Below are 26,883 nucleotides of genomic sequence, written 5' to 3'. Positions count from 1 at the left end.
TGCTCCGAATGCGGCTACAGCGAGACTCGCTGACCAGCGGCTTCTTCCCCCCTTCCCCCTGGAGGCTGTCCGACTCGGTGGAGGTGCTGGAGAAGCTCGCCGGCGCGAACACCACGGTGGACGGCGACAGCGTGGGCGGGACCGCGGCCGAGAGCTACATCATCCGCTTCCCCTCCGGGCTGCGGGCCAAGGTGAAGCTCGCCGACTACCTGAAGATCCACGCCCTGTTCACCGGGACCAACGAGCGCACCATCTGGGAGGTCCTCGCCGCAGGCAACGACCCCGCGGCCCTCTTCGACCAGGTACCCGACGAGTTCCGCGACTGGGCCCACCGGGTCGCCGAGAGGATGCGCGCAGGTCGCCGACTGGATCGCCCAGGCCACCGACGCCTACCAGCAGCTCGCGCACCTGGCCGACCGGAAGGCCTTCGCCCTGCACGCGGTCAACTCCCCGTACAGGCCAGCGCTGTTCCAGATGTACGACGGCCGGGACGTCACCGCCCTTGCGTGGAAGCAGATTCGCCCCGCGGCGACGCCTCCCCCTACAAGAGCGACGACGAGGGCTGACCAGCCCTGATGACGCCCGCGCCGGGGCGCGGCAGGCAGGTGCCACGCCCCGGCGCCCTCCAACACCCGCCAAGGAGTCCCCTCGTGCCCCAGACGATCACCGCCGCCTCCGTCGCGGCCTACATCCGCACCGCTGTCACCGAGTGCGCCCGGGCCTACCGCCAGGCACGCACCGAAGCCGCTTCCACGCTCAGCAACTTCGACGAGTCGGCCGAGTGGGAGGTCAATCTCGGCGCCATCATCGCCTCCGAAACGCACTGGGCGGTCTGGGGACGCATCCCCCAGATCGTCCGAGACTCGGACGCCGCGCCGTGGAGACAGAACCCCGACCTCTCCGGCGTGTCCGACGAGCAGATCCTCCAGGCCGCCCGCACGGTGCGGGCCGAGGTCCTCGACCGGCTGACCACCGCCGAGGATCACGTCGCGACGCCCATCGGGTCCGTCTGGCAGCAGGCCCACCGCACAGCCGCCCTCCGGGCCTACGACTCCCTGCGTCTCATCGACCACATCCAGGAGCGCTGACCCATGGTCACCGTCCACGTTATGACCGGCCTCCCGGCTTCCGGCAAGAGCACCCTCGCGCGCAAGCTCGCCGCCGACGCCGGCGGCCGCATCCGCCGCGTCGACCTCGACGACCTGCGCACGAACGCACCGCCCTCGCCATCCAGGACTCCGTACGGCGTGCGCTGCGAGCTCGACAAGCTCGCCTTCTTCGAACCCATGCCGACTTTCCGGACCAAGACACTGACCCAGGAGCGCTGACCACCATGAGTTTCCTCAGCCGCATCGGCTTCATCGAGACCGAAGAACAGGAGCGGGCTCGGCTAGCCCATGCCCCCGAAGGCTCGACGAACCACTACCTGTCCACCCTGCCCGTGACCATCGAAGAGTGGCCCAAGGACCTGCTCGTCGAGCTGCCGTGGGAGCCACCGCGCACTGACCGGCCCTACCGCGTCGTCGTGGTGCCGATCGAGTTCCGGAAGGACGCTCTGCCTGAGGGCGTCGAGGAGGAGCCGCTGCCGCGCAAGCGCCACTCCGGCTCCTGGATGTGTGCCGTGGTGTTCTCCGACCACCCGAGCTACCCGGTCGGCGGCTTCCGCATCGACGTCCCGGCCGCCGAGATCGCCCGAGGCCGGAAGGTCGACCTCGCTGGGACCCTGGCGCAGTCCTGAGCCGTCGCTCCGTCACCGCCACGCATCTAGGAGCAAGTATGGCCAACACCGAGAACCTGAAAGGCATCCGCTGCCCGGAATGCTTCAGCGAGGAGGCCTTCGTCGTCCAGATCACGATGAACGTCGTCATGCACGACGACGGGATCGCTTTCATGGGCTGCCGGCAGCCCGAGAACGATCACTTCCCGGGCCGCGCCATCCCCGACGACGACGGATTCGGCGACGACAACCCGATCCAGTGCTTCGAGCGCCGGGGCGGCTGCGGCCACTGGGGGACGGTGAAGGAGTTCCGCGTCGGCTGAAGCCCGAACACATCAGTCCCCGCAGCGCACCCGCCCCATCAGCCCCCGCAGGGATCACACCTTGCGGGGGCTCCTCGTTCTCGTGGCGCTGCGCTCTGTTCCCTGACGCTGCTCCCCTCAACACCACCCAGCAGAAAGCGAGTTCCGCTATGTCCACCGTCAGTGAAGAGCAGAAGCTCGACGCCGTCCACCGGTTGGGCGTGATGTCCGAGCGGCACCCCGAACTGAAGCGCCGCGTGGCGGACGCCCGGCTCGAACTCGCTGCCGTCATTCTCGCCATGGACGCCGTCGACAAGCGCATCCAGGCGGGGGAGAAGATCCACTCCCTCCAGGAGCAGGCCGCCGTCGAACAAGCGAAGAACGCCCATGCTCAGGCCTTGGCGGACCTCCTGCGAGGCGAGCACTGAGCCGCACTGGCTCGTCCCCGCAACCATCACCGAACCACACATAGGAGGCCCCGTCATGCCCGATGCACCCGAATACACGCCCCGCAGCGTCTACATGCTGGAACCGCACGCTGATCTTGTGACCGCCGAGAACGGATACATCGCGATCGAGGCCATCGCCGAGCGCGTCTACGACAAGCCGTACAGCTCGCTGCGCGGATGCCAGCGGGACGACGAGCACATCGGCAATGACAGCGTGAAGCTCTACGAGCTCTCCTCCGACGGGGACTACCTGCAGGCACTCGGCGACCTCGACGACGCCAAGATCTACCTGGGCTGGGACTCCCGCACCGGCGAGAGCGCCTTCAAGACCGGTATGACGGAGCTGAACTACTGGCTGAGCATCCGCGTCGCCGACGAAAACACACCAGCCACCGTCGAGGCGAACCCGCCGGCGACGCAAGACCTTGAGAACGCCGTGTTCGAGGACCGGTTCTTCGCTGATCGCGCCTTCTCGCCGTCGCTGCGGTTGGTCCTGGCCGATCTGATCCGCCGTGGCGAACTGCCGCGCGGCGACTACCTGTTCCGGCACTGGTGGTGATCGAAGCGGAATGAAGGTTGGAACCATCGCTCAGTCTCAGACATCCGTCTTCGACGTCGCCGAGTACATCCTGCAGTAGCACGCCGCGGCCGAGCCCGACCGGCCAGCGATGACCGCGATGACGCTCCAGAAGCTCGTCTACTACTGCCAAGCCTGGCACCTCGCCTGAGAGGGCAGAGCCCTCTTCCCGAAAGGGATCCAGGCCTGGGCCTCCGGGCCCGTCTGCCCTGAGCTCTACAAGCTGCATCAGGGCTACTTCACCGTCCAGGCCGGCTTCTTCGCCAAACGGCTGCGCGCGCGCAGCGACGTCGAAACCACCTGACCACGCCCAGAATGAGAGAGACCCAGCACCATGTACAACACCCACTTACGCCAATACCAACGCCTGCGTGACTGGGCGATCTCGATCGCGTTAGTTGCCGCCCTGGTCGCAGGCGTGTTCCTCGGGCTCAACCACATCAAGGAGCAAGATGCCTAGGAGCGCGCTGCCATGGCGAACACGAAGATCGTCTACGTCCCGGATCCCGTGCAGAATCTCGTCAAGCGCACTGACGGCTCCTACTACAAGGCGACCCCCGAGGCGGAGACTCCGTACACGGGCACCTACGACTACACGACCATCGAAGACCACGACGTCGTCGTGCCCAGAAGCGTGTCGATAGAGGAGGAGTGCAGAGCTCAGCCGTCGTTCCTGTGTCGCCACTCGACGTTCACCAACGACATCACGGTCCGAGTCATCCATCCACATGAAGCAGACCAGACGCCGCGCGTCGAGCGGCTGCGCTGCACGGTCGAGCCCATCGATGCATCGCAGCCGAGCTACACCGGCGACCCGCACGACAGGAGTCGGCTGAAGATCGGGCCCGACCAGGAAGGCACGGACGCAGGAAGCTTGAGTAGCCTCTTCCCGAACGACGGCCAGCAGCTGTGCCAGGACCGGATCACGATCCTCGTGCCGGACGGCAGCATCCAGCCGTAGCCGACTGGGGCTCACCTCTGGGCGTCGGCAGGTGAATTCCGCGGAGCCCCCGTCGGCTGAGCATCATGCTCGCCGGGCGGGGGTCTCTCTTCTTCTGCCTGATCAGCGGAGCTGATCCGGTCTGATCTTCAGGGTATGAGGACCCGTGCGGTGGCAAGGCAGCGCGTGTGGCCGCCATGGAGGAGATCACGGGAACGGCCGTCGAGGCTTCCGCGCCGGGCGCCTACGGGATCGGCCATGGCTCGCGCGGAGTCATCGAGGCCGCGCCGATCGAGGCTGAAGCCACCCAGGCGCAGGAGACGGCCTCCACGGCGCGCACGCAGGCGACGCAGGACGCCGCAGCGTCCCGACCCGCGTTCGCCGCAGGGCTCCAAGACTCCCGCACGGCGTCCGGCGCGGCGCCGACCGGCGGGGGACGACGGCCCGGCCGTACTGCGTGACCTGCTACGGCTCGACGGCATCTGATCACCCCCCCCGCAGCCCTGAATCCCCAGACAGCCCCCTTTCGAATCGGGCCGGTCGCACTCAGCACAAACCCCGCCCTCCATACGCGAGAGGAACTCCCCGACATGGGACAGCACGCCGCCCCCGAGATCACCCCCGCCCCCGAAATCCTTGCTCGCCTGGACCGCATCGCCGCCGAACGGCACGTGACCGGCCCCGGCTTGTCCCACGCCGAGCACACCGCCGCCGCCCTGGTTATCGCCGACCACTACACCGATGGCGGCACCCGCAAGACCACGACCGGCCGCGACCGTGACGAACTCTTCTGGTGGTACCGGCTCGGCTCCACCTGAGACCTGATCCCCGCCTACCGCACCGCGCGCGGCCTGACCGGCCAGGGCGCCTGACACTCCAACCCCCTACGGCGCCCAGCACGTGGGCGGGACGTCCACAGCCACGGAACCCGAACCAACCCGAGGAGAAACCCGCATGTCCACGCTCACCGCACGCCCCAGCCTCACCAAGACGCACTCCGCGTACGACTGCCACACCGGCGCCATGCTCCGTGACGCGCTCGAAGCACTCGGGATCGTGCACCACGTGGACCAGCCCTGGCGCGGGCTGCCCACGGAGTACCTGGTGTGCAGCGTGCCGGGGCGTGCGCGGGTGTGGATCCACTGTGTGGCCGACCCATCCGCCCGCACCCCGGAGGGTCGCCAGTTCGCCGATCACTACGACCTGCCCGCGGTCGCACTGCGGGCCGTGGCCGCCACGGTCACCGACGACGAGGGAACCCAGTTCGTCTACAACGGGTTCGGCGACGAGCACAAGCCCACGGCGAGCGCGGGCATGCAGGCCGGGCAGTGTGCTGCCGCGGTCGCCGAACACTTCGGGCTGACGCTGCCCGAGCCGGAGCGGGTCTGTGTGCACTGCGGACGCGGTATCGAGTGGATCGAGGACGACGGGCAAGGCGCCTGGTACGACTCGTCCAACTGGATCGAGTGCGTGGACGGCGAGAGCCTGCACGCCCCGGAGCCGCTGTGCGGCTGGTGCGAGGACTACGGGCTGATCGAGGTCTTCGACGACTCCTTCGACTCCCTGAAGGGGCACACCACGTGCGACAACGCGCCGTGTGTGGCGCGAGCCGAGAAGCGCGCGGCCGAGTACGAGCGCAAGCGCGCCGCCGAAGAGGCCGAGGCCGCCGCGCACGTGTGCGCCGATCACCTCTGCTGCCCTCCGTTCTAACCCCACGACGCCCCCGGATCCGGGCCTTTGGCCGGTCCCTCCCCGTTCGAGGCGGGGCAGGGGCACTGACCGCACGCCGACCGGCGCGCGGAGACCACGGCAGCACTCGGGAAGGAACCCCAAACCATGTCCACCACCACGGCCCGCAGCATCGTTCGGGAGATCGTCACCCGCTCCTATCGCCGGTACACCCCGACCAACGGCCGTGCGCCGGAGGGCACCGAATACGGCGTAGACGGCTGGCTGTTCAACCTTCCCGGCGAGACGCTCAACGGCCGCCGGTTCCTGCAGCGCACCTATGCGGCGTACCAGGTGACCAGGAACGCAGAGTTGGTTTGGATGGTGCGCGAAGTCGGTGGCGAGCGGCGGCAGGTCGGCAGCCACAGCACCACCCGTAAGGGCGCGCTCGCGCTGGCGGTCGGCGCGGTTGCCCACGAGCGGGAGAAGGCCGCTGCCGCGCCCGAGACGGACGCGCCGGCAACTTGCGACCAGGGCACCCGTGCGCGGGGTGCCGCGGGGCGTACGGCCGCCGAGGGCGGCGAGCGTTCCCAGGTGTCGGCCACCATGACCGAGCGGCTAGAGCGGATGCGTGCGGGTCAACTCGCCGGCCTGCCGACCGTCGCGGAAATTCGGATGACGTACCCGCTCGCCGGTGGGGGCGCGACGCTGCGGCTGATGACCGCCGAGGGCAGCACGACCGAACGCCACATGATCCCGCTCACGGAGCGGGGCGCGGCCGGTCGGGAGAATGACCCCGCCGGGATCTACCTGGACGCCATCACCGACGGCGCGAACACGGAGGGGTTGAAGATCGCCGCCGGGTGGCACCTGATGCGGCTCGGCTTCAACTACGCGCGCGGCGCGGCCTGGGCGCCGTACACCGGCAGCGCGAGCAGCGAGGCGCAGTGGAAGGAGTGGGCGCCGATGCTGCCCGAGGGGCACCGGTGGCCGCACACGGTGCGCGTCGCCATCACGGCGACGGCCGAACACCTCGCCTACATAGACCGCGCGTACGGTCCCGTGCCGGAACTGCCGGACCTTCCGGCCGGTGTGAGCGCACACCCGTCCGGCCCGCGTTCCTGGCAGATCTGCTACGCCAACCGCCGGTTCTGGCAGCTCTCCTACCGGCCCCGGATGGGCGGCGACGTGTGGACCCTGTACGCCGACCCGGCCCGTACCAAGTCCCTCGCCAGGGCCGCGAGCCCCGGCGAACTCCTCGCCACCATCCCTGCCCGCGACGCCGAAGCGCAGGCCCGCGCGACGGCCGGCAAGCGCTACTGAGACGCAGCGCGGCACCAACACGGACACCGACGTCCTCTTCGACTCGATCGTCGAGAACGAGGAGCGGGTGAAGGACGACGGCGCTGGTGACCACGACCGCCTGAGCCACTACGTCAGCAAGGAGGACATCGTCCGCTCCTCCATGACGGGCGAGCCCGTCTTCGCCCTCTGCGGCAAGAAGCGGACCCCGTCGAAGAACCCGGAAAGTACCCGGTCTGCCGTATGGCGATCAGCGCCGGTCTGGTCCCCGCCCCTCCGCACGGACCAGGACGCACCTCTCTTCTGATCCACCCGCGCCGCCCGGTTGCCCGGTCGAACCGGGCCGCACGCACTCAGCCCCACCCACACCGCAGCGATGTGAGAGGTACACCATGACTTCCTGGCCCCACGACCTGAGCAAGACAGCCCCCGCCGCCGAGCGTACCGGCGCGATCCTCAAGGCCGCGCTGACCGCGCACGGCGTCACCTTCCGCGTGGTCAAGCCCTGGCGTTCCCTGCCCGGCGCCTCCCTGGTGACCACCGCGCCGGGCCAGCCGGGCGTGTGGATCGAGGCGCACTCCCACACCGGCCCCCGCTCCGTGTCCGGCTATGACGTGCCCCTGGCCGGACTGTTCGGCGTCAGTGCTGTGATCACCGACGATTTCAACACCCGTCACGTGCACTGCGACTTCACCGAGGCGCCCGCCGACATCACCGACCCGGCCGCCGCCGCCGACGCCATAGCATCGGCCGTCGCCGCCCACCTGGCGGCCTATCCGTCCCTGACCGGCGCGCAGTGGGTCACCATTGCATCCCACCCGGCCAGCCGCACCGAATACCGGGAAGTCGTCACCGCACACGGCACGTGGGCGCACGCATCCTCCCCCACCGGCTACACCACCGGCCCCAGCCTGGACACCGCAAGCGTCTGGGGCGCCTACCAGCGGCGCGTGGCCGACCTCGCCGCCGAGACCCGCTGAACCCGCGACCTGCCGCCCCTTCCACTGGCGGCCGGTCCCCCCGCCCCGCTCGCCGACCGTCCCACCGACAAGCACGACTCGATCCTTCTCGACAGCTACAGCCAGATCTGGGGCGAGTACCAGACCAGCCCGTCGCCGCATGGAGACGCGATCCTCCGCCTCGTCTGGGCGTCCGAAGTGTGCTCCTCCAAGCACGAGATGGAGGACGAGGGCGTCGACTTCCGCCTCATCGGCTGGAGCGAGTGACCGCCCTGCCCGCCGTCTGACCCTCGGTTACAGCCACGGCCACACCGTCCTGGCCCGCATCCACTGGAGGAACCATGACCAGCCCGACCCCGCTCACCGGCCAGCAGCTCGACGAGCTGGAGACCTTTGCGAAGAACATCCCCGCCGGACCGTGGACCGTCGACGACTCCCGTGCGGAGCTTCGCGGCTCACACGGCAACCTGCTCGCCGATCTGTGGGACGACCGGCTCGGCGTGTACTTCGTCGCCATGCACGCCGCGACGCAGCCACTCGTAGCCGAGGTCCGCCGCCTCCGCGCCGAGCTGGAGCGCCGTACAGAAGACCTTGCAGCCGCAGACAACCCCACCCCGCTCCGCTGGGGCCTGAACGACGTCCTGTGGGGTGACGACGACACGACCACAGTCCTGCTCTCCGGCCCGAACGGTGAGCCGTATTGGCTGGAGTTGGACCCGGAGCGCGCAGCCAGGCTCCGCGAAGACCTGGCCGGCCCCGAAGGCGAGGAGGCGCGGCGCGAGCCCGAGCCGAGCAACCGACCGTGCGGTCACGACGACGTTCCGGCGGCCGGAGATCAAGGAAGAGAGGAACGATGAATGACGACGCGGCTGGCTTATACGCGAATAGCCGAACCGCCCACAGACTGCGCCGGGTGTGCGGCTCTGAACCAGGTTCGAGCGTTCTGCGGTCCGTGCCGTACGGCGTGCGGGCTGCCGAATTGCTGGCGGTGCGGGGACAAGACGTGGACCGTGCTGGACGGAGGCAACGGCCCCGGCCGATGGGGCCGGTGCACCTGCACCACGATCAAGGAGGCGAGGAACGTGGAAGGAGCACAGAACACCCGTACACCTGGGGCAACCGGCCCGCCATCTCCCATCGAGACGGGGAGACGAGGACAACCCTATGACCACCCTGCCCACGAGCATCACGGCCGCCCGGAACCTGGCTGACGCGCTGCGCGACGGCCGATGGGACGACGTGCCCCGGCTCAACACGGTGTGGCAGCAGGCCGACCCGATCGGCCACACCCTGTGGCACGCCGCCGCATCGGCAGCGGCCGAGACCGGCGGCGAGATGCCGAACCCTTGCGAGTTCTGCGCCTCTTGCCGCGAGCGGGCGGCGGACGCCGACGGTTCGTGCGCGCGAACCTGGCCACGACGACGGTCACCGCGTTCTGGCATCGCATGTAGCTCGAATCCGACCGGCGCCGCCTGACGGCGGCCACCACCCCCGCTGGGCGGCGGCGTGCCGCACGCTGGCTCGCCTTCGCCGCCGACACCGCCGCCCTCTACCTGCAACTACGCGACCAGTACGGCGCCACCGAGGCGATCGAGGCGGAGGCCGACGAGACAGCACGGCTGCTCGCCGCCGAGGGCGCCGAACGCGACCTCACCGACGACGAGTCTGACGGGCTCGGCGACTACGTCGGCAACCTCTACGACAGCAACGCCGCGGCCTGGCACCCACTGTGCAGCCACGTCGACATCCGGCACGGCCTCTACCACCTCGACCTCGGCAGGGCCCGCCAGGCAGGACTCGACCTGCTCGCCCGCCGCGCGGCCTCCGCGAAGTAACCCGCCCCAACACCCCGAAGGAGCACCCTCGTGGACATCACCGACGCCATGCGTGCCGTCATGAAGCAGTACGACCTCACCGAGCCGATGGTCCGCGCGATCTACAGCGGCAGGAACCGCCAGATCCTCAACTGCGGCCCCCGCACCGAAAAGGCCCTCGTCGACCGCGGCATCATGCACCCCGTCAACTCCGACCTGACCGACAGGGGCATGGAAGTCCTCACCGCGCTCCAGGTCGCCCAGGGCACCGTCGCCACCACACCCGCGCCGGCCCGGGAGCCGATCGAGGGCGGCATCGTCACCACCGCCGGCACCACGAAGGGCTCCCTGCCCAAGCACGCCGACCACCCCGACGCCCGCGCCGCCATCCAAGCTCTGAACAACCTCAAGCTCGCCGAGCTGACCAACCACTTTGACCCGGAGGAGGGCGCCGACGTCCGCGGCTTCATGGTCGAGCCCCGCGGTCACGGCCGGGTCGCCGTCTACTGGGTGTTCGCCGGCCGCATCCGCGACCACAACGGCAACCCCTTCAAGGTCGAACTCCAGATCGCCGCCGACAAGCTGAGCAAGGCCGGTTGGCGGATCGAGTCGAAGTCGGTGTTCTGCGTGTTCGCCTGGCGGCCCATCTCCGAAATCGCCGAGGAGCCGTCCACCCCCGACGGCTGGACCCCGATGCCCGTGCATATCCACGCCGGTGACCTGGTCGAGGCGAAGACCGCGACGGTCAACGGGGAGCCGAAGACCATCACCGTCCGCGTGGACCGCACGCCGTGGCTGGTCAACCACCGCACGACCGCGCTGAGCGACGGCGCTGGCCTGATCCCGGTGTTTACCGACACCCTCCGCGTCGTCGACGAGACGTCTGCATCCCCGGTTTTGCCCACCCTTGAGGAGAGCGCCGCGGCCGCCAAGGCATTCTTCGCCACCCAGCCCCGGGAAGTCCTCCACGAGGAGGTCATCTACACCCTCCAGACCCGCCAGCCCGGCGGCGAGTGGCAGCACCTGTACACCCCGCATGCGGCGAAGACCCTGGACGAGGCGCAGGAGACCATCGACGACATCAAGGCTCTGTCCGAGCCCGGCTGGGAGTACCGGCCCGTCGAGGTCCGCCGTACCCTCACCGCGCTGCCCCACCAGCCCGCGGCGGCCGCCGACGTCGAGCCCGGCTCCGTCCCCGCCCGTAAGCTGCGCTCCGGCTACCGGATCCGCATCCGCGGCGAGGAGCGGCACGTGTGGAAGGTGACGTTCGACCGACAGGCCCGCTACCTGCGCGTCTACACGGTGCCGCCGAAGGGCGAGAACCCCGAGTTCTGGGCGTACGGGATGGGCGTCAACGACACGGCTGAACTGATCGCTGTCGGTCCGGCCGTGGACATCACCAGTCAGCTGGTCGACGCCGCCCACTGACGCGCAGGAGCCGACGGCGGCCGAGCTGGACGAGGCGCGGCTGGGGCTGGAACTTCGAGGCCGCGAGTGATGCGGCGGGCATGGTCGCACTGCACCTTGACTCCCTCGTGCGCCTGCACGCGGGCAGCCTCGCGCCGGGGGTGGCGATCACTGCCCCGACCATGGCGAGCGGCGACCAGGTCGGCAACAACATCGATGAGACCCTCGCTGAGCCCCCGATGTGGATGTCTCCCGCCGACCTCCGGGTCATGGACGACCTGCGGCATCGACATCGACGGCTTCAACGGCGTCCTTGTTCGCTTGACCATCCCGCCACTGTGGCTCGGCCTGCGTGCTGACCCTGCTTCACCGTTCCTCGTCCAGATCGCCAGCGAGTTGGACGACCAGTACCCCGACACCGCCACCTGGCAGTTCTGGAACGGCGAGCAGTGGCGGGCGCTCGACCTCCCGGACATACCGAGCTGAACACCCCGACGAACGTGGCCCACGCATTCCGTTCGGCTCAACAGCGCCCTGATGTACGACGAGGGCGCTGTGAACCTCACGCACGAGCCAGTCGTCGGCATCGGCTTCGCCGCCAGCAGACCGACGAGGCCGCCCGTGTGCCACACCCGGCATTCCTGGGTCTCCCGATCCTACGAGTGGCCGGAATCAACCCACCTACAAAGTAAGGACACCGATGACCGATGGTCACCGTCGAATTCACCCCGAAGGACATCCCCGCCTTGCGCCGGGCCGCGAAGTTCCTGCGCCGCACAGAACTGAACCTGCCGGACACGGCCGACTCCAAGACCCACGACGCCATCCTCATCTCCGCTCTGCGGCTGGACGACCAGGCCGACGAGCTGGGCGGGCAGGCCCCGGATCCGACCGTGAACGGTACCCGGCGCCCGATCTTCAACCAACTCGTCGCCCCCGAGGCCGGCGGGCCCATGTTCCACGAGGAGGCGAAGGCGCTCCTCGACGCCCACGAGGACGCGATCCGGGCCGCCGCCGCGGTGGGCATGCTGCGCCTCCAGGGCGCGATGCTCGCCCTCCACCCGAAGACCGCGAACGCCCGGCACGGGTGCTGCGCGCCGCCGAAGCTGTGCAAGGGCCACCGAGCCGAGTGCCGGAGCAGTGAGCACACGATCGGCGGTCAAGTGCCGTGGCCGTGCAGGTCGCTGCGCGCCGTCGGGATCCGTACCGACGCCGACGCCCAGGCCGTCCGCGAGGCTCTGGCCGCCCTGGACCAGGAGGCCGACCCCGACGGCTACCCGGGGCGGAAGAAGGCGGCCCGCGGCCGCGGGGTGCACGCCACCAGGCAGATGGACGACGGCATCGGCGACATCGGCGCGTGCGGCATGTACTTCCCGTGGGACACGGAGAGCAGCCTCGAGGACCCCGGCACCGACGTGTCGTGCCAGGCCTGCGTGAAGGCGCTCGCCCGGAAGGAGCGCGAGGGAGCCGAGGCCGCGGCCGCCGACGAGGCCGCGCACCGCTGCACGTTGCCGCCGAACCGCTTCCTGCCGTGCGGCTGCTGCCCGCACCAGGTCTGCGAGGACTGCGGCGACTGCGCCCACACGTGCGAGTGCAGCACTGGCGGAACCCCCGCCCAGTAGCCCCGCCCCGAGCGGTCCGAGGCCGACCCGTGCGAGCCGCGCTTGCAGGGCCAGCAGGAGAGGAACACACATCATGTCCGCCGATGACACCGCCGCCGTCCGTACCCTGACCGACATGTCCGCCAGGGCTGCCGAGATCGCCAGCGCCCGCCGTTACACCAAGGAAGCCGCCTGCGCCCGCGCCGCCTCCGCAATGTGGACCGACCTCGCCTCCGCCGTGAGGAACGGTGCGCCGTGGCTCAACGACCGCGAGCAGGCCACCGCCTACCTGGCGATGGCACGCGAGGCGGCGGCCACGGCCGGGTACATCACCCCCGAGACCGCCGAGCTGGCCGCGCTCGTGACCGGCTGCCCAGTACCCGCCCAGCCGGGGCGAGACGAGGTCTCCCCGGGACCGCACTGTCCGACGCGCGCCGTCGAGGCCGCCAAGGTCGCCTTCGAGGTGGCGGCGGGCTACGAGCACGCTGCGCCGGTGGTGCTGCACGCCAGCGAGTTCGCTGATGTTCGTGGCGCAGTGAGCGCCGCGTTGTACGCACGCGCAGAGCAGATGCCGGAGCTGCCGCGGCACACGGTGCCCATTTCGACGAGCCACAGCATCCGTGGCGCACACGCGGAGCTCGACGGCGTGGCGTTCCCGTCTGCTGGCGGCCTCACCACAGCCGTGATCACCATCCGCACGGCCTACCCGATCGACCGGCTGACGCTGATCCCCGTGATCAGCCAGATCTCCCACGAAGTCGAGAGCGCAGCCGAGGAGCAGGACGACGCCTACGTCGCCGAGAAGATCTACATCATCGAGGAAGGACCCAGCTCACGGAAGGAACCGACCATGCCCGGCGACCCGCAGCAGGAGATCATCGCGTACCTCCTGGGCAGCTTCTGGCTCTGCGTTCCGTGCGCACGGGATCGCGACGACTTCAAGAACCTGGGGTCGGCCCGGCGCGCCGACCTGATGCCCGTCTACACGTACCGCTGTGACCAGTGCCGTAAGTCCATCGCCTGACCGTCCGCCAACAGAAAGCCTTAGCTCCGGGGTTGCGCTTCACCGCCTGGTACTCGACCCGGGCGCGGAGCGCGTCCATCTCGTTCGGGGTGGGTGCGGCAGTGGTCTCGGTCATGGCTTCCTCGTTCCCTGGTCGGTTGAAGGCTGAGCTGCCTCACCGGGAGCACGGACGCCGCGACGGCCGTGCTCCCGAGCGGTGCTCAGACCCGCTCGGCCAGCAGCGCCAACGTGTACGTGCAGGCGCTGGAGCGGGTGGCGGGCGTGCTGCTCCACCAGCTCAAGACCCCAGGGCGTACGGTCCACCGCAGTGTGCGACCGTACGCCGGCGACGTTCGGCAGCAACGAGCGGCCCACCGACGCCGAAGCCGCGATGATCTCCAGCTTCACCCGGGAGTACCTCCAGCACTGGTTCCACGACGGGTACATCAGCCGCCTGGCCAAGCGCAGCCGTGCTCGTCCAGGGTGCGGATCGTCACCGGCTGGCCGATGGTCGCCTGGCCGGGGCCACGGGTTGTAGGTGACGAACGGGTGCCCCCGCTCTTCGCACTACTGCCGGGACCGCGCCGCCAAGACGATCGGCCGGGTGCTCCTCACCCTCATGATCGCGACGAACGTGATCGTCCTCGCACCGGCGGCAGTCTTCTGCGTCATGACCAGCATCAGCCCCCTGGCCGATCTTGCGAACCCTAAGGCCGGCGACAAGAGCCTCGACGAGAACACCGGGGGGGACCATCTGCACGACCACGGCTCTCGACCGGCGCAACGTCCCCGCCATCCCCGTCTGGGGAGGTCGGGAGGAAAAGACCTTGGTCCGACTGGGTAGTGGCTTCTGGTGCGACCTGGCCACCGGGTTTCAGGACGACTCGGGGGCCACGCGCATCGAGCGCGTCGCCTGGCGAACAGCACAGCCAAGACCCCCGCAGGGACCGTCGGCGGGGGTCTTCCTTTTTCGCACGCTCAGCCCCGGCTTCTCACTCCGAGTCAGTCGGGCTGTGCATTCCTTGTCGAAAGGCCTTTCGAATGACATGACCTCGAATCGACAGGCGATCTCGAATGGCCTGACAGGGGGACGAGTTGAGGGAGAGGGAATCGGATGAGACGCGGGCAGTGCGCTGCAAGGCAGCGCCGGGGGTCTCACTGCCGAATCCATCACATCGTCCCGGGGAGACCGCCATGCCCGAGCGCACCGAGCACGCCCTGCTCCACATCAAGTATGTCGACGACGCCCTCGCCGAGCAGGGTGTCGCCGCAGTCGAAGGCGCGACCTCCGGCATCAGCCTGAGGATCCTGGCGCGGGCTCTACCTGACGGCCGGACGTCCGTCGCCGTCTCGCTCTACAGGCGCGTGCACCGCATGCGCGCCTCGGGCAAGGCATTCCACTACTGGACCTCCGAGAAGCTCACGTCGATGGCCCGCACGAAGAAGGACCTCGTCGTCCTGCGCGAGATCGACCGCCGCACCGGCAAATCCAACACACGCCACGTCTTCTCCGAGAGCGTGGTCGAGTCCTGGATCCACGGGCTGTCCGGGACACTGGAGCGGTGGGTGCACAGCAACCCGCAGGCCCGCCGGCTCGAAGGACCGGAGCCCGAGGGAGTCGACAACGCCGTGGACCAGGCGATCGCCGCGATCCGCGAACACATCGGCGAGCTGCCGAACTGGAACGACCGCTTCCCGCTGCTCAAGGACGACCGGCAGGATCGTCCGGCCTCCGCCTACCTGCCCTATCTCGATTGCCACAACCATGCGCAGGTCGCGAAGAACCTCTTCGGCGTGCGCGCCTACCGTCGGCCGCTGGCCCGCGAGGTGGAGCGTCTGGACATCAGCACCCTGAGCTGGTTCGCCATGTTCCGCGGGCTGGTGCCCGTGGACTGGCTCATCGACGCAATGGGCACCACGAAAACAGCCAGCGGCCGCAGCCTGATGCGCGAGCTGTCGCTCACGTCCCTGCAGCGGCGAGGCATCCGCTCGATCCTGCGCCGGACTCCGCAGCCAGTGCTGCGACGGATCCTCAAGGAGCCCGTCCACCAGGCACGGCGCACGCTGGCCGATGCAGCCGACTGCACGGCTCACCGTTTGGCCGTCACCCGTGACCTCGACCTCCTTCCGGAGATCATCACTGCCCGCGGGCAGCGCCGGGTCCGCGGCTCCCGTGACCTCGAGCACCTAGTCCGGGACCTGCCCGCAATCGAGCGCTGGCACGACCCCCGGGGCCGCACGGCCCAGCGCGTCATGCAGGAGGAGATCTACGCCCTTCGCGAGATGGAGCACTACAACCGCGAGATCCGGCTGCTTCCCGAGGGCACGGCCCAGGTCGCTGACTGGGACCTCTGGAAGGACGAGGCATTCCGCGTGCAGGCGTTGGGTCTGATCGAGGACCGTCGGCGCGAGCTGATGGCTGCCCGCGATCGTGAGCGCTACGAACGCGAGGAGGCCCGCCGCCTCGAGCGGATCGCGAAGCAGGCCCAGCGCCACCAATGGGCACTGCAGACGGCCGCACTGATGGATGGTCGGGAAGCAGCTCCCGGTCTGAGCTTCGTCGTCGCCCGTGATGCCGAGACGCTCTCCCGCTGGGGTGCGATGCTCAACAACTGCATCGGCGGGTACGCCGGCGAACTGGAGCTGGATGTGTTCGCCGCAGTCTGCGAAGCGGACGGCCGCGTGCGTCTGAACCTGCAGATCACGCAGTCGCATGGCGTAGAGCAGATCCTCGGGAAGAACAACCGCGACGCCGTGCGCGAGCTCGGCGAAGCGGCCCAGCAGGTCGTCGACGGGCTGGTCGCCATGGAAGTCCGCTTCCACTCGGATGCTCTGGGCATGGACGGGCTGCGACTGCCCCAGAGGACTCACTGACGCCAAATCTCTACAAAGACCCCGACCTGGTGCTCCGGCAGCAGGCCGGGGTTCTTCTCTTGCTACCCGGAATGCCGGAGCACCACGTGGACTGCAGAAAATCTCTTTTCTGCCACGGCCGAGGGGAGCGGGTTATCCACAGCTGGCCGGACGAGTCGTAGTCGCCTGCCATGCTGGGGATCATGGCTCACCGCTGGTACCCGACATGTGGCCGCGCTCTGCGGCAGATCCTGCGCAGGCATCGGAACGAACTGCCGCCCGACCTGCTGCCGTTCGCCCGTACACCGCAGGATCCGGTCGGCGAGTACCGCATGTCGACGCGCCGCCCCGGCGTTGTCGGTCGCCCCCAGTAGGCTGCTCACTCGTGAGCTGAACCCTGCCCCGGCCTGATGCACCGGGGCGGACTGCTGTCAGGCGTCGGCGGGCTCCGCATGCCTGACGGCCCGCTTCAGTCCCATCTCGACGTCGAGCCGCGACAGCCCTGCCTTCTCGGCGAACGCGGCGATGCCCTCGTGTACGGCGAGCGTGGTGTCGACGGTCAGCTCGCCGCGCTGGATCGCCTCCCAGGCGGAACGTTCCAGCTCGATCACGGGGAAACCTATGTCGGCCACGGATGGAGATCCTAAGCTGCCGCGGTCACGCAGCCTTCACGACCTCGTCCCGCACGGCCTCCGCCCACAGCGGGAGGAGTGCCGCGTACTCGGCCCGCTCGGCGTCGCTCAGCCGCTTATCCCGGTGCGTAAAGAACCCACGGATCCGCTCGTTCAGCTCGGCTGCAGAGCGCATCGGGCCACGAGGCGGGGGAGTCGGAGGCATGCGGGCAAGCCTACGGCTCGGGTCTGACAGCGGTCAGCCCTCGGGCTGCGGCAGCTCGGTGACGAACGTGCCCACGCCCGGATACATGGCGGCGAGGCCCTCTTTCCGCAGCTCCGTCAACACACGCTTCGCGGTCACCTGCGAGATGCCGAACTCGTCGCAGATCGCCATAGCGGACGGGAGCCTGCCGCCGGGCGGTGCTGGCCGCGGTGTTCGTCACCGAGATCGGCGACGTGGCCCGCTTCCCCGCCCCGAAGTACCTGTGCTCGTGGGCCGGGCTCACTCCGCGCCACCGCGAGTCCGACCTGAAGGTCTCCCGAGGGCATCTGACCAAGCAGGGCTCCAAACTGGTGCGCTGGGCGGCCATCGAAGCCATCCAGCACGCCCCCGAGAACACCCCGATGCGCGCCCACAAGAACCGCATCGAGGCGCGCCGCGGCAGTCAGGCACGCAGCCTCGCCAAGGCCGCCGCGGCCCGCAAGCTGCTCAACCTGGTCTACTACGGGCTGCGCGACGGCGAAGTGCGCTGCCTGGCCCGCACGGACAAGACGTGAACAGCATCCGGACCCACGGCCGACGCGCGATCGCCGTAAGTTCTGGCCTCCGCACTGCGGCAAGGCCGCTTCTCTGATTGATCCCGTCTTTGGCCGTGTGCCGAACGACACCATGCCGCACCGAGCATCACCGACACGGGTCCTCGTGGCGAAGCTCGCGCGCAGCCGTGAGTGGTTCGAGGGGCCGCAAGCATGTGGGGCGGCCAGCGCTACGGCGCAGGCGAGACCGCCTCGACCGGGCGGGACGCGATGCGCATCTGCTCGCCGTCGTACTCCACGATCCACGGCCTCTGGCGCCACCACTTCGTGTTCATGTCCTGGAGCAGAGCCTCTGGCTGCGCCACAGACGGCGCGACTCGGCGCCGCACACATCAAGAACACTCGAAGAGAGGGCACAGCCGCCGCACCGGGGTCCGCGTTACCGCACGTGATCAATGGCTGGGAGACTTCGACATGCTGAACTTGACAGAGAAAGTGCGGGCTGGGGTACGCGCGGCGAACTGGAGTACCACCCTGTACGGCCGGACCTCGTTGCGGAGTTCCAGGCCGACACGGCGATCGATGCGGGCCTGTACCGGCGCCCCGTCCGCTTCCTGCGGCTGCGCGACGACCTGACCGTGCAGCAGGTTGCGCCCTTCGGCATATGACCGCACCCGACGCGGCGGTCAGGCGGAGGCTGGGATGCCGAGCTCGGCGAGCAAGCCGTGCACCCGCTGCTCGATGGCGTCGCGGATCGGTCGGACGGCTTCGACGCCCTGGCTGGCCGGGTCGGCCAGCTGCCAGTCCAGGTACCGCTTGCCGGAGAACACGGGGCAGGCGTCGCCGCACCCCATGCTGATCACCACATCCGAGGACTGCGCCGCCTCCGTCGTCTCGGCAGCGGCGTCCGTCAGGAGATAGGGGTCCGCCAGGACGCGCCGAGTTCCGCGAGCTGCCCACGAAGTACGCCGCGCTGATCCTCCAGGTCCTGCGAGGCCGGCGACAGGAGATAGACGTTGTCGCGGTACAGGCGGAACCCGATGCGCTCCCACCCCTGGGCGATCTTGGCGTTCACGCGGTCCCACTCGGATCGGTCCGTCAGACGCTGACTGCGAAGGTCGGTGATACCGGGTGAGCAGGCGATGGCCCGGCAGCCGGGCATGAGTCGGCGGATCGCCTCGATGCCGAGTACGGCCGCGAGGCCGTGCCCGCGCCACTGCGGATCCAGGGTCACGCGATCCATGACGAGCAGTGCAGAACCGACGTACTCCAGCAGTTCGCCGACCTCGCTGGTGAAGGAACCTGTCTGCGGGTCGAGGAGGACCTGGGCGATCTCGTACAGCTCCTCGGAGACCTCCTCCATGGCCCAGTAGGCATTCCGGCCGCGGTCGAGATGCACCCGGTAGAAGGTCATCTCCCCGACGGCGACATCCTCCGTCGTGCACGACGGACATCCTGCGGCGGCACAGCCACTGCTCTCCTCCGGGGTCTGCCCGCCGTCATGGGTACGCCGGCGGTGCAGGACGGCGACGTCCCAACGCTCCAGCGTGTCGGCCTGCGGGGTGTCCCAGAGTTCGTCGTTGTAGGAGATGTGCAGGTGCAGCTCGGTGGGGTCGCCGGGCAGCGACGGGGACTTGATCACCGCGGCAGCGTAGCGAGGCACGCGCGGTTCGCCTGCCCTTCGTCCGCTCCACGGGCACTGCCGCCCGCCGGAGGGATGGGCGGGGCGACTTCGGACAGGACGAGGCGGACCGGCCGGCGCCCGTCGTGGTCGTTCGAAACCGCCACGGCCCCGGCCGGAGCCGCCAACCGCAGTCGGTCGCGAAGGCTCGCCGGAGTGGTATGACCCTCAGCGGCTTGCATTTCTCGCACAAGGAATCGAACATGTGTTCATGCATGTCGTTTCGCCTGGTGAGCGAGGGACTCCGGAGGCGACCGGAGCTAGGTCCGGCACGCTCTCCAGCCTGCTCCCGGGCGGGACGCTGCCCCACGGCGCGGTGGTGAGCGCCGGGGGAGACCTGCCCTTGCTGATTGCGTTGGCCGCGGAGGCCGCGGCCGACGGCGGGGCCTGGGCAGCAGTTGGTTTGCCGCAGCTCGGCGGGCTGGCTGCGGCGGATGCCGGGCTGGACCTGGCGTGCGGGCTGGCCGTTCCCGAGCCGGGACGGCGGTGGCCCGAGGTGCTGGCGACGGTGTGCGAGGCGGCGCCGGTGGTCTTGCTCGGCCCCGTCGGGCAGGTGTCCCTGCGGACCAGCCGCCGCATTGCGGCCCGCGTGCGGCGCTCCGGTACGACGTTGCTGACCTGGCAGGACTGGCCGGAGGCGCAGCTGCGGCTGCGGGTGGCCGAGGCCCGCTGGGACGGGCTCGGGGACGGCTTTGGTCTGCTCGCCGGTCGCCGTACGCGTCTGGTGGTGGCTGGTCGGGGCGCGGCGGCACAGCCGCGGCATGCGGAGGTGTGGCTGCCGGGGCCGGATGGCTCGGTGCAGCTGATCGCCGAGCCCGCGGCCATCGCTGGCGCGGATGTGGTGCCGCTGCGGCCCGTCACCGCGGGGTGAGCCGGCAGTGCGTGCACTAGCGATCTGGATGATGGACTGGCCCGTGGTGGCCGCGGGCGCGGATCACGCCGAGCCTGTGGCGATCATCGCGCGGGAGCGGGTGATGGCCTGTTCGAAGGAGGCCCGGCGACAGGGGGTGAAGCGGGGGATGCGGGTACGCCAGGCATCCGGTCGCTGCCCCCAGCTCAGGCTGCTCGACCGGGACCCGGAAGCGGAGACGCGGGCGTTCGAGCCGGTGCTGCGCCTGCTGGAGAAACGGATCGCTCCGCACATGGAAGTCCTGCGCCCCGGTCTGATCGCCCTGCCTTCGCGCGGACCCGCGCGGTATTTCGGCGGCGAGCTGGCCCTCGTGGAGCACATCACCACCGTGCTCACCGACGCCGGGATCGAATCACGTACCGGAGCGGCGGACACTGTGTTCGCCGCAGCCCTAGCGGTACGCGCCGGGCAGGTTGGCCAACTCGTGCCTACTGGGCAGACGGCAGGCTTTCTGGCTCCGTATCCGGTGGGGGTGCTGGGCCGCCCGCGGCTGTCTCAGCTGTTGCCCCGCTTGGGCATTACCACCTTGGGGGCGTTCGCGGCGCTGCCGAGTGATCGGGTGCTGGGCCGGTTCGGACACGATGCCGCCGCGGCACAACGCACCGCCCGGGGCTTGGAGGCGCGACCGCTCAACACGTCCGGGGCGGATGTGGACTACAGCGTGGCCGAGGCATTTGAGCCGCCCGAAGACAACCTGGAGCCGGTCGCGTTCATCGCCAAAGCCCTCGCCGAACAGCTCCATGTCCGCCTTGCGGGGGCCGGCGCGGTGTGCGCCAGGCTGCAGGTCGAAGCGGAACTCGCGGCCGGGCGGCGCCTGTCGAGGGTGTGGCGGCACGAGGGGCGCCTTTCTGCGCTGGCGGTTGCCGAGCGCGTGCGCTGGCAGATCGCGGCCTGGGCCGAGACCGGGCAGCTCGACGGCGCCGCGGCGGGGATCACCACACTGCGGCTGGTCCCGGAGGGGCTGTCGGCGGCGACCGGGCGGCAGTCGGTGTTGTTCGGGCCGCGGATCGCGCCGGAGGAACTGGAGCACGCCGCGGGGCAACTGCAGGCGATGCTCGGACACCGCGCGGTGGTACGTCAGGAACTCGCCGGAGGCCGCGGTCCGGGCGAGCGGATTGTGGACATCCCGTATGGCGATGCGCGTTCGCGTCCGTTGGTGGAGGGGACGTGGCCGGGGCGGCTGCCGGCCCCGCACCCGGCCGTCGTCTATCCCACCGCGCGCCCTGCCCAGGTGATCGGGGCAGATGGCGGCCCGGTCGGGGTAAGCGGACGCGCCCTGCTCACCCAGGCCCCGGCCGCGCTGTCCATCGACGGCGCCGCGCCGGTGGCGGTGACCGGGTGGACCGGACCGTGGCCGGTGCTGGAGGACTGGTGGATCCCCGCGCAGGCCCGTCGCCTGGCGCGCCTTCAGGTCGCCTGTGCGGACGGCCGTGCCTGGTTGCTGCACATCCGAGACGGCCGGTGGGCGGTGGAGGCGCTCTATGGCTGACCCTCGCGGGAAGGTGCTGCACTTCCCCGGTACGCGCGCCGCGCCGACGCCTGTGGGCGGCGGCTGGGCCGAGTTGCACGTGCACTCCGCCGGCTCGTTCCTGTTCGGCGCCAACCACGTGGAGGAGTTGGTCGCCGAGGCCGTCCGCCTCGGTATCGAGGCCCTGGCGATCACCGACGTCAACGGGCTGTACGGCGCGAGACGTCTGGCGGAGGCCGCGGGCGAGTACGGCATCGGCAGCATCTACGGCGCCGAACTCACCCTGGACCAGGACCTCGGGTCGATCGTGGTGATCGCCCGCAGCCTGCTGGGCTTCACCCGCCTGTCTGCGGCGATCAGTGCCGGGCAGCTGGCCGGTGCCAAGGGCGCCCCGCTCTACGACCTCGACGCGCTCTCGGCTGCCGCGTACGAGGGAGAGTGGGCGATCCTCACCGGCTGCCCCGTCGTCGGCGAGGCGGCGTACGACACCGACGCCATCCATGCCCGGATGGACCGGCTGGTGGACCTCTTCGGCCGCACCCATCTGCACGCCGAACTCGTCGATCACCGGCTGCCCGAAGACGGTCCACGCAACGCCGCCGTGCACGCGGCGGCGGAGCGATGGCGGCTGCCGGTGGTGGCCACGAACGCGGTCCGGTACGCGGCCCCGCGTTCTGCGCGGCTGGCGGCGGCGCTGACCGCGCTGCACCGCCGCGAGAACCTCGACACCGCGATCGGGGAGTTGCCGCCAGCTCCGACGGCGCATCTGCGCACCGCCGAGGAGATGCGCATCCTCATGGCACGCTACCCGCAGGCCATCGCATCCGCCGTCGGCCTCGCCCGCAGCAGCGTCATCGACCTGAGCAAACTGCGCCCGCAGCTGCCGGACTTCGAGGTGCCCGCCGGGCACACCCCCGACAGCTATCTGCGCCACCTCGCGGAAGAAGGCTGCGCCCGCCGGTACGGGCCACGCACCGACCCGGCAGCCGGGGCGGCGTGGAAACAGCTCGACTACGAACTGTCCGTGATCACCGACATGGGCATGCAGGGATACTTCTTGATCTGCTGGGACATCACGCGGTACGCGGCCGAGCAGGGGATCTGGTGCCAGGGGCGCGGCAGCGCCGCCTCCTCGGTGGTCTGCTACGCGCTGGGCATCACCTCCGTCGACGCGCTCAAGCACGGCCTGCTCTTCGAACGATTCCTGCACGCCGAAAAGACTGACCCGGACATCGACATTGATTTCGAGAATGACCGCCGGGAGGAAGTGATCCAGTACCTGTACACCAAATACGGCCGCTCGCACTGCGCCCAGGTGGCGAACCTCATCACCTACCAACCCCGCCTGAGTGTGCGGGATTCCGCGCGCGCTCTCGGCTATCCCACGGCGCGGATCAATGAGATGACCCGCCATATTCACCACGAACCGCCCGGGCCCGAGGCCGACATCCCGGGTGACGTACGCTCCCTCGCGGGGCAACTGCATACATTGCCACGGCATTTGGGTATCCATGTGGGAGGGATGGTGCTGACCCGCCAGCCCATCGGGGAAATCATGCCGGTGGAATGGGCCACCCGAGAAGGACGCTCGGTACTGCAAGGCGACAAAGACGATGTGGCCGCCGCCCATCTTCTGAAAATTGACATCCTGGGATTGGGCATGTTGGCCGCATTGCACACCGCGTGCGACCTCATTGCCGAACACCACGGAATCAGGCTGGACATGGCCTCGATTCCGCAGGACGACCCGGACGTGTACGCCATGATTGCCGCAGGTCAGACCATAGGCGTGTTCCAGGCCGAGTCATTGGCGCAGGTCTCGACACTGCCGCAGCTGCAGCCTCGATGTTTCGAGGACCTCGCGGTTGCCGCCTCGATCATTAGGCCGGGCCCAATTCAGGCGGGATCAAAGCATCCGTATTTGCGGCGGCGGGCCGGCCTGGAGCCCGTAACCTATCCGCATCCGCTCGCCGAACCAGCGCTTTCCAAAACTCTCGGGGTCGCTTTGTGGCAAGAGCAGGCTATGGCCCTGGCCATCGACTGTGCGGGTTTCACCCCGGGCGAGGCGGACCGTCTCCGTAAGGCGATGGCCGCCAAGCACTCTCCCGAAAGGGTGGCACAGTTGCGCGGGCGACTGCTTGCCGGGATGGCCGCCAAGGGTATCGACCAGGCTGCCTCCGAGCGCATTGTGGGCATGATAGAAGCGTTTTCGGATTATGGATTCCCGCAGTCTCACGCCCAGTCGATGGCGGGCATCATTTATGCCAGCGCCTGGGTGAAGTACCACTTTCCGCATGCCATGCTGGCGGGGATTATGGCGCATCTCCCGATGGGTTTCTACGACTCGCAGACGCTCATCCAGGATGCCAAGCAACACGGCATCGAGGTCCGCAGTGTCGACATTCAGCGCTCCGGTGCGCACGCCACGCTCGAGCCTCACACCGACCAGCCGGAACAGCGGTCGGCGATCCGCCGAGGACTGACCTCCGTGACCGGCATCAGCGAGGAGATCGCCAAGCGGATCCTGACCGCGCGCGGCACCGTGGCGTTCCGCTCGGTGGCCGACGTCGCCCGCCGCACGCGGCTGTCGGCGAAGCTGATGGAACAGCTGGCCACCGCCGGGGCATTCGATGGCCTCGGCGTGGACCGGCGCACCGCCCTGTGGTCGGCCGGCGCCTATACCGGCGAGATCCAGGACGTCCTTCCGGGGTTGGACGACCTGGCACCTGCGCCGGAGTTGCCGGTCATGACCGCGGCCGAGGCCACCGCCGCCGACCTCGACGCCTCCGGCGCCAGCGCCAACACTCACCCCGCGCAGCACCTCCGCGCTCTGCTGGCCTCACACGGGGCGCAGCCTGCGCACGAGGCCCGTGACCTGGCCGACCAGACCCGGGTGCGGGTCGGCGGACTGGCCAAGTACATCCAACGGCCCCCGACTGCGAAGGGGGTGGCGTTCGGTGCCCTGGAGGACGAGACCGGCATGATCAACCTGGTGTTCTCGCCCCCAGTCTGGGACCGCACACGCGAGATTGTTCTTGGCGCCCCCGCGGTTCTGCTGGATGGGCACATCGAGCGCGACCGCGGCTCGGTCAACATGATCGTGCACCGCGCACACGCCCTGGCGGGCCACGCACGCGCTCATCAACCGGGGCGATTCCGGTAACGATCCGAGGAGAAACAAGAGTTCAACCCGCGCCCACGACAACGCCCCAAGCTGACGCTCAACGCTGGTGCTTGAAGGCGGCTCCCCTCCCTTATCGCCAGCGAGACGGGATACCCGTTGCGGCGAGAGCTGTACGCCTTGTCACTGCTGACGTGACCGGGCCGGACGCGGGGCCGCTCGCCCCGCGGGCGAATACTGCAACTCCCGAATACCGACACTTCACCAGTGAGTGCGGAACGCGGTCAGCTGGGTGTCCAGGTCGGCGCAGATCCGGGAGACCTGGCTCTTGGAGATCCCGCTGTCCGCGCCGAGGGCCTTGACCAGCTCGTCGACCGAGCGGGTGGACACTCCGTGGACGTAGGCCTCCATGACGACGGCGAACAGGGCCTGGTCGATACGGCGGCGGCGCTCCAGCAGGCTGGGGAAGAAGCTGCCCGAGCGCAGCTTGGGTATGGCCAAGTCCAGATCGCCGGCCTGGGTGGTCAGTGGCTTGTCCCGGTGTCCGTTGCGCAGCGCGGTGCGGGTGTCGGTGTGCTCGTTCTACTCCGCGCCGATCCTCGCGCTCGTCTCGGCCTGGATCAGTTCCTGGAGCATCCGCTCGGCCACCGAACGGACGAGTTCGAGTCCGTCCGCCGAACGTAGTGACTCAAGCAGGCGTAGTAGGTCAGACTGGGACAGGGTCAACCGTGTACCTCCCGGGTTGAACTGGCCGTTCACCAAGGAGAGTTGCAGGTGGCCCGCCTGCTGGGCAGGGAGCGGAATCCCTATCAGCACACGCCCCCGGGCGTACGCCCTAGCCTTGATCGGCTACACCACCAAGCGGGACGCCACCCGCTGCGCCTCCAGAGCATCAGCGGACTCTTCGGTGGTCTCCTGCGGCGTGGTGATGATCAGTCGCCGTGATCCATTGATCGCCGGGGCCCACCTGATCTTCCAGCCCCACCCGCCGAGGACATGAGCGGGAGTGGGCCACGTCTCGAAGGTCTCCAGCGTGAGGACGTCGCGCCGGCGTACCACCGCGGGGATGTGCAGCAGTGTCAGGTGGATATAGATCATGTGCATGGCCTGCGGCGCTATGTCCTCCGCCGTCACGTGCAGCTGCGTCTGAGGGTTCAGGCTGTGCTCGAGCATCGCCTGCGACAGGGCGACCATGAACGCGCCCGCGCCACAGCTGGGCTCATAGACATCGGCGAAGCCACCCCGCTGCACCTGCTCGACCACCGTGTCGATCTGCATCTCGGCCATCAGCTGGGCGATGTCGTAGGGCGTGTAGTACTGGCCGAGCCGCTCGTTGCCGAGCTCCAACTCCATGTAGAGGCGGCCGAGTACGTCGCAGGGCTCGCGCTCCATCTCCGTGGTCACCAGCGCCAGGGCGTGCGCGAAGCGGTCCAGCTCTGTTCTGCTGTAGCGGCCGGCGATCTGGAGGTACTGTTCTTCGCGCGCTTCCCAGGCCTCGCTCCCGCGGACGTCCACGGCGTTGCGCAGAGCCAGCGCCGCCATCTCGACGAAGTTGTCGAAGACTTCGCTCATCCGCTTCGCGCCGGTGTTCGCCGCCAGCAACTTCACGATCTCGCGGTAGCCGCTCATGCGCCCGGCACCACAATGGCCGGAGGCTCGGAGGTCCGGACGACACGGTGGGCCTCCGGATCGAAAGGAAAGACGCGCAGGTTCCAGGAACCCTGAGCGGCGGGCCGCAGGA

Annotated in this window: 34 protein-coding genes and 2 pseudogenes; 28 read left to right on the top strand and 8 right to left on the bottom strand. The window is 69.3% G+C overall.

The annotated features are described in order from the left end of the window. The first annotated feature begins 8 nt into the window (after positions 1–8). The 17 genes from FE633_RS17380 to FE633_RS17305 all read left to right on the top strand — a co-directional run bounded on the left by FE633_RS17380 (position 9) and on the right by FE633_RS17305 (position 9,390). Positions 9–566 carry a hypothetical protein gene (locus FE633_RS17380; RefSeq protein ID WP_138046076.1) on the top strand — a complete coding sequence of 186 codons (558 nt, stop codon included), beginning with the start codon at positions 9–11 and terminating at the stop codon, positions 564–566. An 84-nt stretch (positions 567–650) separates the two neighbouring features. Then, positions 651–1,088, top strand: a complete 438-nt coding sequence (locus FE633_RS17375) for a hypothetical protein (protein ID WP_138046075.1) — start codon at positions 651–653, stop codon at positions 1,086–1,088. A gap of 21 nt (positions 1,089–1,109) precedes the next feature. Then, on the top strand, positions 1,110–1,328 hold the full coding sequence (locus FE633_RS17370) for an AAA family ATPase (RefSeq protein ID WP_212747232.1): 219 nt from the start codon (positions 1,110–1,112) through the stop codon (positions 1,326–1,328). Positions 1,329–1,333: 5 nt separating this feature from the next. Continuing rightward, positions 1,334–1,738 (top strand): hypothetical protein, encoded by a 405-nt coding sequence (locus FE633_RS17365; RefSeq protein ID WP_212747231.1) that lies wholly within the window; start codon positions 1,334–1,336, stop codon positions 1,736–1,738. A gap of 38 nt (positions 1,739–1,776) precedes the next feature. Continuing rightward, a complete protein-coding gene (locus FE633_RS17360) occupies positions 1,777–2,040 on the top strand; it encodes a hypothetical protein (RefSeq protein WP_138046073.1) in 264 nt (87 codons plus the stop codon). Between the two features lie 149 nt (positions 2,041–2,189). Beyond that, positions 2,190–2,447 carry a hypothetical protein gene (locus FE633_RS17355; protein WP_138046072.1) on the top strand — a complete coding sequence of 86 codons (258 nt, stop codon included), beginning with the start codon at positions 2,190–2,192 and terminating at the stop codon, positions 2,445–2,447. Positions 2,448–2,502: 55 nt separating this feature from the next. Continuing rightward, on the top strand, positions 2,503–3,027 hold the full coding sequence (locus FE633_RS17350; protein ID WP_138046071.1) for a hypothetical protein: 525 nt from the start codon (positions 2,503–2,505) through the stop codon (positions 3,025–3,027). Positions 3,028–3,379: 352 nt separating this feature from the next. Beyond that, a complete protein-coding gene (locus FE633_RS49250; protein ID WP_281291207.1) occupies positions 3,380–3,505 on the top strand; it encodes a hypothetical protein in 126 nt (41 codons plus the stop codon). A 12-nt stretch (positions 3,506–3,517) separates the two neighbouring features. Beyond that, a complete protein-coding gene (locus tag FE633_RS17345; RefSeq protein ID WP_138046070.1) occupies positions 3,518–4,006 on the top strand; it encodes a hypothetical protein in 489 nt (162 codons plus the stop codon). A 167-nt stretch (positions 4,007–4,173) separates the two neighbouring features. Further along, entirely contained in the window at positions 4,174–4,446 is a 273-nt protein-coding gene (locus FE633_RS17340) for a hypothetical protein (protein WP_138046069.1), read from the top strand. 129 nt (positions 4,447–4,575) lie between these two features. Then, positions 4,576–4,803 (top strand): hypothetical protein, encoded by a 228-nt coding sequence (locus FE633_RS17335; RefSeq protein ID WP_138046068.1) that lies wholly within the window; start codon positions 4,576–4,578, stop codon positions 4,801–4,803. Positions 4,804–4,939: 136 nt separating this feature from the next. Next, complete coding sequence (locus FE633_RS17330; RefSeq protein ID WP_138046067.1) at positions 4,940–5,695, top strand: hypothetical protein; 756 nt, start codon at positions 4,940–4,942, stop codon at positions 5,693–5,695. Between the two features lie 126 nt (positions 5,696–5,821). Next, positions 5,822–6,976: a hypothetical protein gene (locus FE633_RS17325; protein WP_138046066.1), complete on the top strand. Its 1,155-nt coding sequence runs from the start codon at positions 5,822–5,824 to the stop codon at positions 6,974–6,976. A 67-nt stretch (positions 6,977–7,043) separates the two neighbouring features. Further along, positions 7,044–7,262 carry a DUF3039 domain-containing protein gene (locus tag FE633_RS17320; protein ID WP_212747230.1) on the top strand — a complete coding sequence of 73 codons (219 nt, stop codon included), beginning with the start codon at positions 7,044–7,046 and terminating at the stop codon, positions 7,260–7,262. An 85-nt stretch (positions 7,263–7,347) separates the two neighbouring features. Next, entirely contained in the window at positions 7,348–7,935 is a 588-nt protein-coding gene (locus tag FE633_RS17315) for a hypothetical protein (protein ID WP_138046065.1), read from the top strand. Between the two features lie 320 nt (positions 7,936–8,255). Next, the gene (locus FE633_RS17310) at positions 8,256–8,771 is read left to right on the top strand and encodes a hypothetical protein (protein WP_138046064.1); all 516 of its coding nucleotides are present in this window, start codon (positions 8,256–8,258) and stop codon (positions 8,769–8,771) included. A 307-nt stretch (positions 8,772–9,078) separates the two neighbouring features. Then, positions 9,079–9,390 carry a hypothetical protein gene (locus FE633_RS17305; RefSeq protein ID WP_138046063.1) on the top strand — a complete coding sequence of 104 codons (312 nt, stop codon included), beginning with the start codon at positions 9,079–9,081 and terminating at the stop codon, positions 9,388–9,390. An 83-nt stretch (positions 9,391–9,473) separates the two neighbouring features. Here FE633_RS17305 and FE633_RS17300 read toward each other — a convergent pair whose 3' ends face one another. Next, positions 9,474–9,668 (bottom strand): hypothetical protein, encoded by a 195-nt coding sequence (locus FE633_RS17300; RefSeq protein ID WP_138046062.1) that lies wholly within the window; start codon positions 9,666–9,668, stop codon positions 9,474–9,476. 111 nt (positions 9,669–9,779) lie between these two features. On the opposite strand from FE633_RS17300, the gene FE633_RS17295 reads away from it, so the two are divergent. From FE633_RS17295 to FE633_RS47255, 6 genes are all read left to right on the top strand, one after another. Then, the gene (locus tag FE633_RS17295; protein WP_138046061.1) at positions 9,780–11,156 is read left to right on the top strand and encodes a hypothetical protein; all 1,377 of its coding nucleotides are present in this window, start codon (positions 9,780–9,782) and stop codon (positions 11,154–11,156) included. 300 nt (positions 11,157–11,456) lie between these two features. Then, a complete protein-coding gene (locus FE633_RS47260) occupies positions 11,457–11,621 on the top strand; it encodes a hypothetical protein (protein WP_171059992.1) in 165 nt (54 codons plus the stop codon). A gap of 221 nt (positions 11,622–11,842) precedes the next feature. After that, positions 11,843–12,757: a hypothetical protein gene (locus FE633_RS17290; RefSeq protein WP_138046060.1), complete on the top strand. Its 915-nt coding sequence runs from the start codon at positions 11,843–11,845 to the stop codon at positions 12,755–12,757. Between the two features lie 73 nt (positions 12,758–12,830). Further along, positions 12,831–13,760, top strand: coding sequence for a hypothetical protein (locus tag FE633_RS17285; protein ID WP_138046059.1), 930 nt, complete (start codon positions 12,831–12,833; stop codon positions 13,758–13,760). 1,173 nt (positions 13,761–14,933) lie between these two features. Continuing rightward, complete coding sequence (locus tag FE633_RS17280; RefSeq protein ID WP_138046058.1) at positions 14,934–16,613, top strand: PcfJ domain-containing protein; 1,680 nt, start codon at positions 14,934–14,936, stop codon at positions 16,611–16,613. A gap of 182 nt (positions 16,614–16,795) precedes the next feature. Further along, positions 16,796–16,966, top strand: a complete 171-nt coding sequence (locus FE633_RS47255; RefSeq protein ID WP_171059991.1) for a hypothetical protein — start codon at positions 16,796–16,798, stop codon at positions 16,964–16,966. Between the two features lie 57 nt (positions 16,967–17,023). On the opposite strand, the gene FE633_RS17275 is transcribed toward FE633_RS47255, so the two are convergent. From FE633_RS17275 to FE633_RS17270, 3 genes are all read right to left on the bottom strand, one after another. Beyond that, the gene (locus FE633_RS17275) at positions 17,024–17,224 is read right to left on the bottom strand and encodes a hypothetical protein (protein WP_138046057.1); all 201 of its coding nucleotides are present in this window, start codon (positions 17,222–17,224) and stop codon (positions 17,024–17,026) included. A gap of 25 nt (positions 17,225–17,249) precedes the next feature. Beyond that, positions 17,250–17,399 carry a hypothetical protein gene (locus FE633_RS47250; RefSeq protein WP_171059990.1) on the bottom strand — a complete coding sequence of 50 codons (150 nt, stop codon included), beginning with the start codon at positions 17,397–17,399 and terminating at the stop codon, positions 17,250–17,252. A 63-nt stretch (positions 17,400–17,462) separates the two neighbouring features. After that, entirely contained in the window at positions 17,463–17,600 is a 138-nt protein-coding gene (locus tag FE633_RS17270; protein WP_138046056.1) for a helix-turn-helix domain-containing protein, read from the bottom strand. Positions 17,601–17,626: 26 nt separating this feature from the next. Here FE633_RS17270 and FE633_RS17265 point away from each other — a divergent pair, with 26 nt between their 5' ends. Further along, a complete protein-coding gene (locus tag FE633_RS17265) occupies positions 17,627–17,983 on the top strand; it encodes a transposase (RefSeq protein WP_212747229.1) in 357 nt (118 codons plus the stop codon). A gap of 434 nt (positions 17,984–18,417) precedes the next feature. Beyond that, the gene (locus FE633_RS17260) at positions 18,418–18,630 is read left to right on the top strand and encodes a hypothetical protein (RefSeq protein WP_138046055.1); all 213 of its coding nucleotides are present in this window, start codon (positions 18,418–18,420) and stop codon (positions 18,628–18,630) included. A gap of 18 nt (positions 18,631–18,648) precedes the next feature. Here the strand turns inward: FE633_RS17260 and FE633_RS17255 are convergent. Both FE633_RS17255 and FE633_RS17250 read right to left on the bottom strand, forming a co-directional pair. Beyond that, positions 18,649–18,855 (bottom strand): annotated as a pseudogene (locus tag FE633_RS17255) (low molecular weight phosphatase family protein); the annotation flags it as partial. 17 nt (positions 18,856–18,872) lie between these two features. Further along, positions 18,873–19,604, bottom strand: a complete 732-nt coding sequence (locus tag FE633_RS17250; protein WP_138046054.1) for a hypothetical protein — start codon at positions 19,602–19,604, stop codon at positions 18,873–18,875. A 250-nt stretch (positions 19,605–19,854) separates the two neighbouring features. Between FE633_RS17250 and FE633_RS17245 the strand changes: the two genes are divergently transcribed. From FE633_RS17245 to FE633_RS17235, 3 genes are read left to right on the top strand one after another with little or no spacing between them, the layout of a single operon-like run. Next, positions 19,855–20,514 (top strand): hypothetical protein, encoded by a 660-nt coding sequence (locus tag FE633_RS17245; RefSeq protein ID WP_138046053.1) that lies wholly within the window; start codon positions 19,855–19,857, stop codon positions 20,512–20,514. 28 nt (positions 20,515–20,542) lie between these two features. Beyond that, positions 20,543–22,042, top strand: a complete 1,500-nt coding sequence (locus FE633_RS17240) for a DNA polymerase Y family protein (protein ID WP_246113670.1) — start codon at positions 20,543–20,545, stop codon at positions 22,040–22,042. Beyond that, positions 22,035–25,184: an error-prone DNA polymerase gene (locus FE633_RS17235; RefSeq protein WP_138046051.1), complete on the top strand. Its 3,150-nt coding sequence runs from the start codon at positions 22,035–22,037 to the stop codon at positions 25,182–25,184. Before FE633_RS17240 ends, FE633_RS17235 begins: the two co-directional genes overlap by 8 nt. A gap of 234 nt (positions 25,185–25,418) precedes the next feature. On the opposite strand, the pseudogene FE633_RS17225 reads toward FE633_RS17235, so the two are convergent. Together FE633_RS17225 and FE633_RS17220 are read right to left on the bottom strand one after the other, a co-directional pair. Continuing rightward, a pseudogene (locus FE633_RS17225) lies at positions 25,419–25,868 on the bottom strand (transposase); the annotation flags it as partial. A 123-nt stretch (positions 25,869–25,991) separates the two neighbouring features. Beyond that, a complete protein-coding gene (locus FE633_RS17220) occupies positions 25,992–26,771 on the bottom strand; it encodes an N-6 DNA methylase (RefSeq protein ID WP_138046049.1) in 780 nt (259 codons plus the stop codon). Positions 26,772–26,883 lie beyond the last annotated feature (112 nt).

The sequence above is a fragment of the Streptomyces montanus genome (assembly GCF_005786655.1).
In the GTDB taxonomy this organism is placed as follows: domain Bacteria; phylum Actinomycetota; class Actinomycetes; order Streptomycetales; family Streptomycetaceae; genus Streptomyces; species Streptomyces sporangiiformans.
This window is presented reverse-complemented; position numbering and strand designations above follow the sequence as displayed.